This window comes from Lysobacter solisilvae (genome assembly GCF_016613535.2).
In the GTDB taxonomy this organism is placed as follows: domain Bacteria; phylum Pseudomonadota; class Gammaproteobacteria; order Xanthomonadales; family Xanthomonadaceae; genus Agrilutibacter; species Agrilutibacter solisilvae.
This window is the reverse complement of the sequence record NZ_CP071518.1, coordinates 2809616-2823656: the sequence shown is the minus strand read 5'-3', so window position 1 is coordinate 2823656 and position 14041 is coordinate 2809616. Positions and strand designations below refer to the sequence as shown.

The 14041-nt window shown below is 68.7% G+C and carries 8 protein-coding genes and 2 pseudogenes; all 10 read right to left on the bottom strand.

Annotated elements, in window-relative coordinates; all coding sequences use genetic code 11:
- Positions 1-26: 26 nt before the first annotated feature.
- The 10 genes and pseudogenes from I8J32_RS12410 to I8J32_RS12365 all read right to left on the bottom strand — a co-directional run bounded on the left by I8J32_RS12410 (position 27) and on the right by I8J32_RS12365 (position 14032).
- Complete coding sequence (locus I8J32_RS12410; protein WP_200612630.1) at positions 27-2231, bottom strand: ATP-binding protein; 2205 nt, start codon at positions 2229-2231, stop codon at positions 27-29.
- A gap of 4 nt (positions 2232-2235) precedes the next feature.
- Positions 2236-3252, bottom strand: coding sequence for a response regulator (locus I8J32_RS12405; RefSeq protein ID WP_245156518.1), 1017 nt, complete (start codon positions 3250-3252; stop codon positions 2236-2238).
- 295 nt (positions 3253-3547) lie between these two features.
- Entirely contained in the window at positions 3548-5068 is a 1521-nt protein-coding gene (gene lysS, locus I8J32_RS12400; RefSeq protein WP_200612626.1) for a lysine--tRNA ligase, read from the bottom strand.
- A gap of 112 nt (positions 5069-5180) precedes the next feature.
- Positions 5181-6309, bottom strand: a protein-coding gene (gene prfB, locus I8J32_RS12395) for a peptide chain release factor 2 (protein WP_200612624.1) whose coding sequence is annotated in 2 segments (ribosomal slippage) — positions 5181-6233 and positions 6235-6309 — 1128 coding nt in all. Because the reading frame shifts where the segments join, the coding sequence is not laid out codon by codon here.
- A gap of 73 nt (positions 6310-6382) precedes the next feature.
- Positions 6383-7015: a YkvA family protein gene (locus tag I8J32_RS12390; protein ID WP_200612622.1), complete on the bottom strand. Its 633-nt coding sequence runs from the start codon at positions 7013-7015 to the stop codon at positions 6383-6385.
- 53 nt (positions 7016-7068) lie between these two features.
- A pseudogene (recJ, locus tag I8J32_RS12385) lies at positions 7069-8802 on the bottom strand (single-stranded-DNA-specific exonuclease RecJ).
- Positions 8799-9734, bottom strand: coding sequence for a phosphoglycerate mutase (locus I8J32_RS12380; protein WP_200612616.1), 936 nt, complete (start codon positions 9732-9734; stop codon positions 8799-8801). Before I8J32_RS12380 ends, recJ begins: the two are co-directional and overlap by 4 nt.
- 1 nt (position 9735) lies before the next feature.
- Positions 9736-10212 (bottom strand): transcription elongation factor GreA, encoded by a 477-nt coding sequence (gene greA / locus I8J32_RS12375; protein WP_200612613.1) that lies wholly within the window; start codon positions 10210-10212, stop codon positions 9736-9738.
- Between the two features lie 154 nt (positions 10213-10366).
- Positions 10367-13620: pseudogene (gene carB, locus I8J32_RS12370) on the bottom strand (carbamoyl-phosphate synthase large subunit).
- A 7-nt stretch (positions 13621-13627) separates the two neighbouring features.
- Entirely contained in the window at positions 13628-14032 is a 405-nt protein-coding gene (locus I8J32_RS12365; RefSeq protein WP_407061027.1) for a DUF6973 domain-containing protein, read from the bottom strand.
- Positions 14033-14041: the final 9 nt, after the last annotated feature.

Here is a 14041-nt window from a genome sequence, read left to right as displayed (position 1 = left end):
CGCGCCCGAATGACGACGGCACCGCGCTAGGGAGGGTTGCCATCCCGGCTGTCGCGCTGGCGCGCTCGCGCTTCCAGCGCCGACTTGCCGTGTGCGAGTTGACGGTGCAGCGTCTCCAGGCGCTGCCGCCACTCGCGGGTGATCACCGGATCGGTCAGGCGCATGATTTCGCTGGCGCTGCCGGCCAGCTGCATCAGCCCCAGGTTGCTTGCCACGCCCTTGATCGCGTGCGCCTGTTCGCGCACGCGCACCCAGTGGGCATCCTCGCCGGCCTCGGCCAGGGCGAGCAGGCAGGCGCCGGCGTCGCTCAGGCACTGGGCGATGAATTCCCGCTCGAAGTTGTCCCCCATGCCCAGCCCGGCCAGTTCGTCGAGCAGGGTGGGATCGAAGACGCTGTCACCCCCTGCCCCTTCACCGCGGACCATCGGCGTGGGTGTCGGCGTAGCGTCGACGCGGGCGCTGGCGGCGACGTCGGCCAGCGTGTCGAGCAGGCGCGCCGTGGATGCCGGCTTGGCCAGGAAAGCGCGGGCACCGGCCCGTTCGCAGGCCTGGATGGATTCGGGCGTCACATCGGCGCTGAGCACGATCACCGGCGTACGGCGCCGGCCACCGGCTTCCATCAGGCGCAGCTGCTGCAGCAGGTCCAGGCCGCTGACGTCGGGCATGTGCAGGTCGACGATGACCGCATCGTAGTCGGCCACTTCCAGCGCGTTGAGCACCTGTTCCCCGCCCTCCACCGACATCACCCGGTGTCCGGCCTTCTGCAGCAGCCGCTGCAGCACCATGCGGTTGGCCGCGTGGTCGTCCGCGATCAGGATCTGCATGCTGCGCACGCGGGCGCGATGGCGCAGGAACGGGTCGCCGAAGGCGATGACGTTGCGTGGCCGGTCCTGCGGCTGCCCGGCCTCCAGCAGGTCGTCGGGCGCCGGGGCCAGCGACGGCAGTGCCATCGGCTCGCTCAGGGTTTCCAGCACCGAGGGCTCGAAGGGCAGCTCGACCCAGAACCGGCTGCCCTTGCGCTCGACGCTTTCGAAACCGATCGTGCCGCCCATCGCCTCGGTCAGGCGCTTGGCGATGGTCGTGCCCAGGCCGCTGCCGCCGTAGCGCCGGACCAGGCGGGCGTCGGCCTGCTCGAAGGCCTCGAACAGCCGCTGGCGCATGTCGGTGGGGATGCCGATGCCGGTATCGGTCACGGTGAAGCGCAGGCGCGTGCCGCCGTCCTCGCTGTCCAGGCGGTCCACTTCGAGCCGGACCGAGCCCTTGTCGGTGAACTTCACCGCATTGCCGGCCAGGTTGATCAGGACCTGGCGCAGGTGGACCACGTCGCCGCGCAGGTTCTCCGGCACGTCGTCCGCGACCCGGGCCTCGTACCGCAGCTGCTTGGCGCGCGCCTGCGGCTGCAGGATCAGGCCGATGCCGGCGACCAGCTCGCGCGGCGAGAAATCGGTGGGGTTGAGGCGGAGCTTGCCGGCTTCGATCGCCGAGATGTCCAGCACGTCCTCGACCAGCGCCAGCAGGCTGCGGGTCGAGGCCTGGATGGTGTTCACGCACTCGCGCTGTTCCTGGTCCAGGCGGGTGGCGGCGAGCAGTTCGGACATGCCGGCCAGGCCGTTGAGCGGGGTGCGGAACTCGTGGCTCATGTTGGCGAGGAACCGGCTCTTGGCCGCGCTGGCGCGCTTGGCCTCCTCGGTGGCGTCGGTCAGGGCGCGCAGCAGGCCGGACAGGTACAGCGGGATCGCCGCCAGGCCGACCAGCAGGCCGATCCCCAGGCTCATGTGCACCCACCAGTACGGGGTGTAGAACAGGACGCTGCCGAAACCCACCGTGGCCATGGACATGGCGGCCACCAGGTAGCTGGGGCCGAAGCGCAGGCCGTTGCCGATGGTGACCCACATCAGGATCACGTAGATCCAGGCCAGCGGCTCGCCCATCCGGATCATGGCCAGGCTGATCAGGCCATAGTCGGCCAGCATGCCCACCACCCGCCGGACGTGCGACGGAGCGGGGTCGGCCAGCAGCCAGCCGATGATGATGGCGCCGATGCCGAAGGCCAGTGCGACCAGGGTCAATACCTGGAAATAGCCGACCGGAGGCCGGTTTTCCACGTAGATCAGGATCAGCAGGTACGCCAGCACCACCGCCAGAACGGCGATACGGATCAGTGCCTGGGCATGTTCAGTGTCCGGGCGGTTCGACAAACGCTGTGTGATCCAGCGCCAGGTCGCAGTCATTGCCCTACTCCACGCCGGGCCGTCCGTGCCGTCGCGAATAACGATCGCAGATTTCCTCGAGCCGCGCACGTGAATGCATCAGGGCATCCACGCAGCGGGGGTCGAACAGCCGTCCGCGCTGGGAGCAAAGGTACGCCAGCGCGGCGTCAATGTCCCAGGCGTCCTTGTAGGGACGGGGGGAAATCAGGGCGTCGAAGACGTCCGCGACCGCCACGATCCGGGCTTCCAGGGGGATTTCCTCCCCGACCAACCCATCCGGGTAACCGGTGCCGTCGAAGCGCTCGTGATGGCGCAGTGCAATCAGCGCGCCGGTCTGGATGAAGCGGTTCTGGCTGCCCCCGAGCAGCTGGTGGCCGATCTTGGGGTGCTGCCGCATCACGCCGGCTTCTTCCGGGGTCAACGGCCCGGCCTTGAGCAGGACCGAGTCGGGAATGGCGATCTTGCCCACGTCGTGCAGGGGCGCGGCCATCTCCACCAGCCGGGCCTCGTCCTCGGTCATGCCCAGCTGCTCGGCGATCAGGCCGGCCACGTGGGACATCCGCTCCAGGTAGGCGCTGGTGCCCGCGTCGCGGTATTCGATGGCGCGGGCGAGGCGCTGCAGCGTCTCGCGCTCGCGTTCCTCGACCTCGTGCATGCTCGCCAGCAGCCGCTGTTCGAGCGACAGGGCGCGCTGCTTGACGTTCTCCGACTGCTGCCGAAGCTGCAGCAGGTTCCGGCAGCGGGCGCGCAGTTCGCGCGGGCGCACGGGCTTGACCAGGAAATCGATGACACCCGCGTCCAGCGCGGCCTGGCGCACCGGTTCGTCGCCGACCACGGTCACCAGGATGATCGGGATGTCGCGATGCAGCGGCGCGCGGCGGAACCGGCGCGCGAACTCGAGGCCGTCGATGCCGGGCATGCGGTAGTCCAGCAGGAGCAGGTCCGGCTGGTTGTTCTCGCACCAGTCCAGCGCCGTGGCCGGCTCGCCGAAATCATGGACGCGCAGCTCGGTGGCAATGTCCTCGATGATGTGGCGCAGCATCGTGCGCGCCGAAGTCTGGTCATCGACAATGACTACATCCACGTACAGTCCCCCTGCGGTCGGTGCCGTTGTCCTTCACGGCCGTCGATGCAGCATAACCCCGAATACGGCCTTGGGCATCCGGGACCGTACTGGACGGCATTGGCGTATGTGCGTTGACGCGCGTTGCGGTGCGCCGACTCCGGATGCATTGACGGCATGCAGGCGCGGAAATTGAGCGCGTCCGGGCCGGTTTCCGGGACAATTTCCAGCCCATGCCGGCGCCAGTCCACCGGCCGATAGATGCCGGCGTCGATCAGCCCTGGGCTTCAGGCCGCATGTACGGGAACAGCAGCACGTCACGGATCGACGCCGAACCGGTCATCAGCATCACCAGCCGGTCGATGCCGATCCCCAGCCCGCCGGTGGGCGGCAGGCCGACTTCCAGCGCACGGATGTAGTCGGCGTCGAAGTGCATGGCCTCGTCATCGCCGCCCTCCTTGGCCTCGACCTGGGCCTGGAAACGCGCCGCCTGGTCTTCGGGGTCATTGAGCTCGGAGAAGCCGTTCGCCAGCTCCTTGCCGTTGACGAACAGCTCGAAGCGGTCGGTGATGCCCGCCTCGCTGTCGCTCTCGCGCGCCAGCGGGGAAACCTCCACCGGGTAATGGGTGATGAAGGTCGGCTGCTCCAGCTTGCCCTCGACGGTCTTCTCGAAGATTTCCAGCAGCAGCTTGCCCCAGCCGTAGCCGGCCTTGACCGGGATGCGCAGTCGCTCGCAATGGCGGACGAGCGCGTCGCGGTCGCGGCAGTCGGCGGCGCTGATCTCGGGGTTCTTCTCCCGCACGGCCGCATCCAGGCGCCAGCGGCGGAACGCCGGGCCGACGTCGATGCTCACGCCGTCCCATTCCATCACCGTCGTGCCCAGCACCTCGCGCGCGACGTCGCGGATCAGGTTCTCGGTGAGGTCCATGATCTCGTTGTACGTGGCGTAGGCCTCGTAGAGCTCGAGCATGGTGAACTCGGGGTTGTGCCGCGTGGACACGCCCTCGTTGCGGAAGTTGCGGTTGATCTCGTACACGCGCTCCAGGCCACCGACCGTCAGCCGCTTGAGGTAGAGCTCCGGCGCCACGCGCAGGAACAGTTCCAGGTCCAGCGCGTTGTGGTGGGTGACGAAGGGCTTGGCTGCCGCGCCGCCGGGGATGTAATGCATCATCGGCGTTTCAACTTCCAGGAAACGCCGCGAGTCCAGCCACGCGCGCATCGCGCGGATGATCCGCGAGCGCTTGACGAAGACTTCGCGCGACTCGGGCGAGACGATCAGGTCGACGTAGCGCTGGCGGTAACGCTGCTCGACGTCGGCCAGGCCGTGGAACTTGTCGGGAAGCGGGCGCAGCGACTTGGTCAGCAGGCGCAGGCGGTCGGCCCGGATCGAAAGCTCGCCCGTGCGGGTGCGCGTGAGCACGCCCTCGACGCCGATGATGTCGCCGGCGTCCCATGACTTGAAGGCTTCGTAGGTGTCGCCGAGCGTATTGGACTGCAGGAACAGCTGGATGCGGCCGGACTCGTCCTGCACCTGCACGAAGCTGGCCTTGCCCATCACCCGCTTGAGCAGGATGCGGCCCGCCATCGCGACGCGCGGCGTCTCGTCTTCCAGCGCCTGCGCGGTCCAGCGCTCGGCGTCGGCGTACTGCGACTGCAGGTCGCCCGCGTAGTCGGCCCGGCGGAAATCATTCGGGAAGGCGACGCCCAGCCCGCGCAGTGCGGCGAGTTTCGCGCGACGCTCGGCGATCAGGAAATTCTCGTCGGTCTGCGTCGGGGTGTCGGCGGTGTCGGTCATGGGGCAACTGGAGAGTGGAAGGGGGTGGGAAGCGGGAACGGGCAGAGCACGGGCGGGCCTGCGTGCGGTGGCTGCGGGACTTTGCGGGGCGCAGGCGCCCCGCCCCGCCGCACTACGCCGCGTCGCTGCGTTTGGAGCCCACTTCCAGGCCCGATTTCAGGCTGGCTTCGACGAACTCGTCGAGGTCGCCATCGAGCACCTTCTGCGTATCGCTGCGCTCGATTCCGGTGCGCAGGTCCTTGATGCGGCTCTGGTCGAGCACGTAGTTGCGGATCTGGCTGCCCCAGCCGATATCCGACTTGGTGGCTTCCACCGCATCGCGCTCGGCGTTGCGCTTCATCATTTCCATTTCGTAGAGCTTGGCCGCCAGCATCTTCATCGCGCGGTCGCGGTTGGCATGCTGGCTGCGCTCGGTCTGGCAGGCCACGACTATCCCCGAGGGCATGTGCGTGATGCGCACCGCGGACTCGGTCTTGTTGACGTGCTGGCCGCCCGCGCCCGAGGAGCGGTAGACGTCGGTCCGCAGGTCGGCCGGATTGATCTCGATGTCGATCTTGTCGTCGACCTCGGGCGAAACGAAGACCGAGGTGAAACTGGTGTGGCGGCGATTGTCGGAATCGAACGGCGACTTGCGCACCAGGCGGTGCACGCCGGTCTCGGTCTTGAGCCAGCCGTAGGCGAAATCGCCCTCGACGCGGAAGGTGGCCGACTTGATGCCGGCGACGTCGCCACCGCTGACTTCCATCAGCTCGGCCTTCCAGCCGCGCGACTCGGCCCAGCGCAGGTACATGCGCAGCAGGATTTCCGCCCAGTCCTGGGCTTCAGTGCCGCCCGCTCCCGCCTGGATATCGACGAAAGCGTTGGTGGCATCCATCTTGCCCGAGAACATGCGCTGGAATTCGAGCTTGTCGACCTGGCGCGCGAAGCCCTCGACGTCGTCCACCACGGCCCGCGCGGTGTCCTCGTCGTCTTCCATTTCGGCCAGTTCGAGCAGCTCGGCGCCGCCGACCAGCCCGTCGGTGAGGTCACGGATGCCGTTGACCACCTTCTCGAGCTGGGAGCGTTCACGGCCCAGGGTCTGGGCGTACTCGGCGTTGTTCCAGATATCGGGGCTTTCCAGCTCCCGGTTTACTTCTTCCAGACGTTCGACCTTGCGGTCGTAGTCAAAGATACCCCCTGAGCGCATCCAGCCGGTCCCGGAGGTCGGCGATGCGCTGGCGGACGGGATTGAGTTCGATCATGTTCGGCCCTGGGGCGTCGTAGAACCGAAATTCTAGCAAACCCCCAGGGCCCACGGCTTGCGCGGCGTGCCGGTCAGCCGAACTTGAACATGCCCGGGCGCCAGCATCCGCTCGTGTAGCCGGCGCGACTGCTGGCATAGCCACTGCTGCTGCCATAGCCCTTGCCGAAGCCCGAATTCCCGTCGCGGCTGCGACGGCGGCGCATGCGCTCCTGCAGTTCATCGCGGCGGGCATCCAGCCAGTCCGCCCGGCCGACCGATTCCGGGGCCAGGCCACGGCGTTCGGTTTCACGCTGGCGGTACTCGCAGAAATCGTCGTACGCCTCCAGTTCGTGCTGCAGTTCCCGGGCGCACAACTCGATCATGATCGCGTCGTCGAGCAGGCCCAGCACCGGGATGTGGTCCGGGATGGCGTCGCCGGCGACCGAGAAATACATCAGGGCCGAACGCACGTGCTCGGCGTCTTCCCCGGACAGCGCCCAACCCTCGTCGCGGATCATCGCGACCAGGGTGTCGAGGACGATCAGCCGCTGCTTCACGAACTCGGGCACGTCCTCCATCTGCTGCGCCTTCACCAGCAGCACGACCGCGCCGCTGGCGACCTCCTCGTTGGACATGCCCTCGGCCATGGTCCGGGCCTTTTCGGCCGCGCGGTTGAAGTGGGCGATGTCCTTCTCGGACAGCTCGAGGGTGACGGTCAGGCTCATGGCGGGGGCTCCAGGTCGAGATTCAGCCTATGTGCGCTTTTGTTGATCCGGTGTCAATTGGTCCGTGGGCCATCACAGGCCTCGCGATGGACCACCACGAGCTGCACCGCATTGCCGCCCCGGTAGTCGTCCGGATCCAGCCGGTAGGCGATCCGCACCCGGACGGGCGGCGGTTCACCCGCCCAGCCACCGAAATGGATGGCATTGAGCCGAAGCCCCGCGAGGCCAAGCTCCAGCTTGAGGTGGCGCTCGCCGACGGGTCGCCATCCAAGTACATCGAATTCGCCATCGAACTGGGGTTCGGGGAAGCCCTGCCCCTAGGGCCCGGCATCGCGCAGCGCTTCGGCGGTGGCGCGGTCGAACTGGCCGGCCTGCAGCTCGCCGTCGCTGAGCACTTCGGCCTGCAGCAGCTCCGCGGTCAGCAACGAGGCCGCGCACTGCACGAAGGCCGCGGCGAACGCAGGGAAGGATTCGATCCGCAGCGACAGCCCGGCCGCCATGGCATGGCCGCCGAAGCGTTCGATCAGCTGCGGGTGCCGCGCGTCGACGGCGGCCAGGGCGTCGCGGATGTGGAAGCCGGGCACCGAGCGCGCCGAGCCGCGCAGCAGCCCGCTGCCTGGCTCCGCCGGGGCGAACGCAATCACCGGCCGGTGCAATCGCTCCTTCATCTTCGACGCCACCAGCCCGACCACGCCGGGATGCCACTCCGCGTCGAACAGGCACACCGCCGCCGGGACCTGTCCATCGGCCGGGGCGACGCGCGACAGCGCGTGCTCGGCCTCGTCGGTCATCTGCTGCTGGACGGCGCGGCGCTCGCCGTTGATCTCGTTGAGGGTGGCGGCGATGTCCCGCGCACGGGCGAGGTCGTCGGTGAGCAGGCATTCGATGCCCAGCGCCATGTCCTCCAGCCGGCCGGCCGCGTTCAGGCGGGGTCCGATCGCGTAGCCGATGTCGGCCGCCGTCAGCCGCGAGGCGTCGCGCTGCGCGACCTCGACCAGCGCCCGCAGGCCGGCGCAGCCCTGCCCCGCGCGCAGGCGCCGCAGGCCCGCGCCCACCAGGGCACGGTTGTTGGTGTCCAGCGGAACGAGGTCGGCGACCGTGCCGACGGCGACGAGGTCGAGCAGCTGCGACAGGTCCGGCACGGCCGCGGGGAAGCGGCCGTCCTCGCGCAGCTGCCGCCGCAGCGCGAGCAGCACGTAGAACATCACGCCGACCCCGGCGAGCACCTTGCTGGGGAACAGGTCCCCGGGCTGGTTGGGGTCCACGATCGCGTCGGCCGGTGGCAGCGCGTCGCCGGGCAGGTGATGGTCGGTGACCAGCACCTTCCAGCCATGTTTCTTCGCGGCCGCGATGCCGGCATGGCAGGCGATGCCGTGGTCGACGGTCACCAGCAGATCGGGCTTGAGCGCCGCCAGTTCGTCCACCAGCAGTGGCGACAGGCCATAACCATGCACCATGCGGTTGGGCACGGCGTACGACACGTGGCGCGCACCCAGCAGGCGCAGGCCGCGCACGCCGACCGCGCACGCCGTGGCGCCGTCGCAGTCGAAGTCGCCGACCACCACGATGTGCTGGTCCTGCTCGATGGCATCTGCCAGCAGGCGCCTGGCCGCGGCCAGGCCGCTCAGGGTGTCCGGCGGCAGCAACTGGGCCAGGCGGGGTTGGGCGGTGTCGAGGGTGACGGCGCCGCGCGCCGCATACAGGCGCGCCAGCAGCGGCGGAAACTGCGCCGGCCATTCGCCGCCGTCCGACATTTCGCGGCGGCGCAGCCTGGGCTGCGGACTCATGCGGACAGGCTTCCGACCGGGCGGCGCCAGAACCGCCAGCGCTGACCAGGCCGCAGCGCGACGCCGATGCCATCCTCGAAATCCAGCGTCAGCGCCCGCAAGCCGCCCGCCTGCATCGACCGCAGCATCGGGTCGATCCAGTCGGCCTGCAGCGCAGCCAGGTCGCGCACGTGGCGCAGGTCGAATGCGCTCGCCCCGGCGCCCTCCTGCGCGGGCCAGCGCGCCGGCAGGCTCTGCGCCGGCAGGCCGGCGGCGAAGGCGAAAGCGTGGAAGGCATCGTCCTCGCTGTGGATCGCCTCGAAACCGGTGCGCACGTGATCCGGCGACGCGCTCGCGCCCCAGAACCAGAGCGAATTCACCGGCGCCAGGCCGGCCGCGATCCGCCGCGCGTTGACCGGATGATTGTGCAGGGTGACCTGCGCCTCGCTCAGCAGTGCCCGCCACCGGCGGCCCTCCGGCCCTTCTGGCAGGTGCTCGAACAGATCCGAGCCAAGCGCCGCTTCGGGCTCGGTGAACGCGGGCAGCTTCGCTCCCCGCGGCAGCCGCAGGTACCAGCGCGACGGCGTCGGCGCATCGATCGGAAACCCGGTGTCCCCGAACAGGGGCTGCAACGGGCGCAGCAGCGCCTGGCAGTCCTCCATGCTCAGCTCCAGCGCCGACCCGTAGGCCAGCAGGCGCGCGCCGTTGATGTCCGGACGCACGTGGGCCGGGTCGGCGCGCAGCCATGCGCCCAGCGAGGCGTCGCCTGCGTCGCGCTGGCGGGTGACCGCGGCGACCGGCCAGCCACGCGGCAGGATGTCGAACACGCGCGCACGCTGTTCGCCTGCCAGTGCGATCCGGTCACCCTGCCCCACCGCCCTGGCGATCCCGGGTGCGAGGCGCTGCGCGCCGAAGCGGGCGCGGTCGGGCAGCAGCAGGGTCGCGGACTTCATGTCAGCCGGGGTAACTGACGCCGACGATCTCGTACTCGCGGGTACCGCCGGGCGCCTCGATGGTGACGCTGTCGCCTTCGTTCTTGCCGATCAGCGCGCGCGCCACCGGCGAGGAGATCGCGATCAGGCCCAGCTTGAGGTCGGCTTCCAGGTCGCCGACGATCTGGTAGGAACGCTGTTCATCGGTGTCCACGTCGGCAAGTTCGACCTTCGCGCCGAACACCACGCGCGAACCGGCGTTGAGCGAGGAGATGTCGATGATCTGCGCGTGCGAGAGCTCGCCTTCCAGCTGCTTGATGCGGCCTTCGATGAAGCCCTGCTGTTCGCGCGCGGCGTGGTATTCGGCGTTTTCCTTGAGATCGCCATGCGCGCGCGCTTCGGCGATCGCATGGATGACCGCCGGCCGCTTGACCGACTTGAGTTCTTCGAGTTCCGCGCGCAGGCGCTGGGCGCCCTGCAGGGTGATGGGTGCTCGCATTCGTATTCCTCGTGCCGTCCCGGATGGATGGCTGTCCTTGAATGGACCGATTCTCTCCCACCCCCGGTGCGGGCGGAAGGCTTTGGCGGGCCGGCGCGATGCGCCAGCCCTTTCGAGTGTGGCGCGGGCCCGCCAGGGCGCCCGCGCCGCGATGTCACGTGTTGCCGCCGGCGCCCGCGTGCAGCTCCTGCAGCGACCACACCGGGCCAGTGCCGCGGTAATCCAGTGAATTCACCAGCGCCCGCGCGCCCGACACGGTGGTCGAGTAGGTCAGGCGCTGCTGCAGCGCTTCGCGCCGGATCGAGAACGAGTCGTTGATCGCCTGGCGGCCTTCGGTGGTGTTGACGATGTAGACGATCTCGCCGTTCTTGATCAGGTCGACCACGTGCGGCCGCCCTTCGGCGACCTTGTTGATGCGCTCGCAGGCCAGGCCATTGGCGGTCAGGAAGGCATGCGTGCCGCCGGTTGCGACCAGCGTGTAGCCGCGCTTGACCAGGTCCTGCGCCACGGAAAGCACGCGGGTCTTGTCCGGGTCTCGGACGGAAATGAAGACCTTGCCGGACTCGGGCAGCGCGCGGATGCCACCGGCCTCCTGCGCCCGCGCCATGGCGGCGCCGAAGTTGCGGCCCACGCCCATCACCTCCCCGGTGGAACGCATCTCCGGGCCGAGGATCGGATCCACGCCCTGGAACTTGGCGAACGGGAAGATCGCTTCCTTGACCGAGTAGTAGTCCGGGATGATTTCCTTCGTCGCGCCCTGTTCGGCCAGCGTCTGGCCGACCATGCAGCGGGCGGCGATCTTCGCCAGCGGCATGCCGGTGGCCTTGGACACGAAGGGCACGGTGCGCGAGGCGCGCGGGTTGACCTCGATCAGGTAGACGGTGTCGCGCCCGGCCTCGTCGAAGGTGATCGCGAACTGCGTGTTCATCAGGCCGACCACGTTCAGGGCCTTGGCCAGCGCGACGACCTGCACGCGCAGCTTCTCCTGCACCTCGGGGGGTGAGCGAGTACGGCGGAAGCGAGCAGGACGAGTCGCCCGAGTGCACGCCGGCCTCCTCGATGTGCTCCATGACGCCGCCGATGAGGACGTTGCCGTCCTTGTCGGCGATGACGTCGACATCCACTTCCACGGCATTGTCGAGGAAGCGGTCGAGCAGCACCGGCGAGTCGTTGGACACCTTCACCGCATCGCGGATGTAACGCGTGAGGTCGGCATCGGAATGCACCACTTCCATCGCCCGCCCGCCCAGCACGTAGCTGGGCCGCACGACCAGCGGATAGCCGATCTGCGAGGCCAGCAGCAGGGCCTCTTCCGGGTTGCGCGCGGTGCGGTTGAGCGGCTGCGCCAGGCCCAGGTCCTGCACCAGCTTCTGGAAGCGCTCGCGGTCCTCGGCCAGGTCGATCGAATCGGGCGAGGTGCCGATGACCGGGACGCCGTTGGCCTCCAGCGCGCGCGCCAGCTTCAGCGGCGTCTGGCCGCCGTACTGCACGATCACGCCCTTGGGCTTCTCCAGGTCGCAGATCTCGAGCACGTCCTCGAGCGTCAGCGGCTCGAAGTACAGGCGGTCGGAGGTGTCGTAGTCGGTCGACACGGTTTCCGGGTTGCAGTTGACCATGATGGTTTCATAGCCGTCCTCGCGCAGGGCGAGCGCGGCGTGCACGCAGCAGTAGTCGAACTCGATGCCCTGGGCCGATGCGGTTGGGGCCGCCGCCCAGGACCATGATCTTGTTGCGGTCGGTCGGCATCGCCTCGCACTCGTCCTCGTAGGTCGAGTACAGGTACGCCGTGCTGGTGGCGAACTCCGCCGCGCAGGAATCCACGCGCTTGTAGACCGGACGCACCTTCAGTGCGCGGCGCAGCATGCGGATGGCGGTCTCGTCGGTGTCGCACAGCTGCGCCAGGCGCGCGTCGGAGAAGCCCATGCGCTTGAGCGCACGCATGCGGCGCGCGTCGAGCGAGCCCAGGCCGGCGGCGGCCAGGTCCTTCTCGGCGGCGATGATCTCCTCGATCTGGTCAAGGAACCAGGGATCGACGAAGGACAGCGCGTGGACGTCCTCCACGCTCATGCCGGCGCGGAAGGCGTCGCCGATGTGGAACATGCGTTCCGGGCCCGGCTCCTTCAGTTCGCGCCGCAGCGTCGCCATGTCGACCTCGCTGGCCAGGTCCAGGCCGGTGGGGTCCAGGCCGACCTTGCCCGTCTCCAGTCCGCGCAGCGCCTTCTGCAGCGATTCGTGGAACGTGCGGCCCATCGCCATCACCTCGCCCACCGACTTCATCTGGGTGGTCAGGCGGGCATCGGCCTGCGGGAACTTCTCGAAGGCGAAGCGCGGGATCTTGGTGACGACGTAGTCGATCGTCGGCTCGAACGAGGCCGGGGTCTTGCCGCCGGTGATCTCGTTGCGCAGTTCGTCCAGCGTGTAGCCCACCGCGAGCTTGGCGGCCACCTTGGCGATGGGGAAGCCCGTGGCCTTGGAGGCCAGCGCCGAGGAGCGCGACACGCGCGGGTTCATCTCGATCACGACCACGCGGCCGTTGGTGGCGTTGACGCCGAACTGCACGTTCGAGCCGCCGGTATCGACGCCGATCTTGCGCAGCACCGCGATCGAGGCGTCGCGCAGGCGCTGGTATTCCTTGTCGGTGAGCGTCTGCGCCGGCGCCACGGTGATCGAGTCACCGGTGTGCACGCCCATGGCGTCGAAGTTCTCGATCGAGCAGACGATGATGCAGTTGTCCGCCCGGTCGCGGACGACCTCCATCTCGAATTCCTTCCAGCCCAGCACCGATTCCTCGACCAGGATCTCGTGCACGGGCGAGAGCTCCAGGCCGCGCTTGGCGATTTCCTCGAACTCCTCGCGGTTGTAGGCGATGCCGCCGCCGGTGCCGCCGAGCGTGAAGGACGGACGGATGATGGTCGGATAGCCGACCTTGGCCTGGATCTCGACGGCCTGGTCGAAATTCCGGGCGACCTCCGCCTTGGGGCAATCCAGGCCGATTTCCTTCATCGCGATGCGGAACAGCTCGCGGTCCTCGGCCATGCGGATGGCTTCGCGGGACGCGCCGATCAACTCGACGCCGTACTTCTCCAGCACGCCGTTGTCGGCCAGGTCGAGCGCGCAGTTCAGCGCGGTCTGGCCGCCCATGGTCGGCAGCAGCGCATCGGGCTTTTCCTTGGCGATGATCTTCTCGACCGTCTGCCAGTTGATCGGCTCGATGTACACGGCATCGGCCATGTTCGGGTCGGTCATGATCGTGGCCGGGTTCGAGTTGACCAGGACCACGCGGTAGCCCTCGTCGCGCAGGGCCTTGCAGGCCTGCGCGCCGGAGTAGTCGAATTCGCAGGCTTGGCCGATCACGATCGGGCCGGCGCCGATGATCATGACGGTCTGTATGTCGGTGCGCTTGGGCATGGCGTCCTCAGTAAAGTCGTTCCTGCCACGCGCCAGGCGCGAGCCAGGTGATCTGGTCGGGCGATCGGGCATCGATCGCGCCTTGGTTCACCGCAGCAAGCACGGCCTGCTGCATCTCGTTCCAGCTGCGGGCGGTCGCGCCGATGCGCGCGCCGAGCCGGTTGTTGTGCGCATCCATGGCGCGCGAGGGATGGCCTTCCCCGTCGCGTTCCATCAGCGTCGTCACCCAGTCCACGCAGCGCGGCGAGAGCGTGTACGCCACGATCGCGCTGGCCAGGGAATGGCGGTAGGCATCCGCCGGTCCGTTGCGGCCACCGGGAAATTCAGCCTGGAAGAAGTACCAGTAGGTGCCGCCCAGCACGAGCGCCGGATAGGCGCCGGCGACGGCCAGCACGGCCAACAGACGCCGCAGACGGCGTCC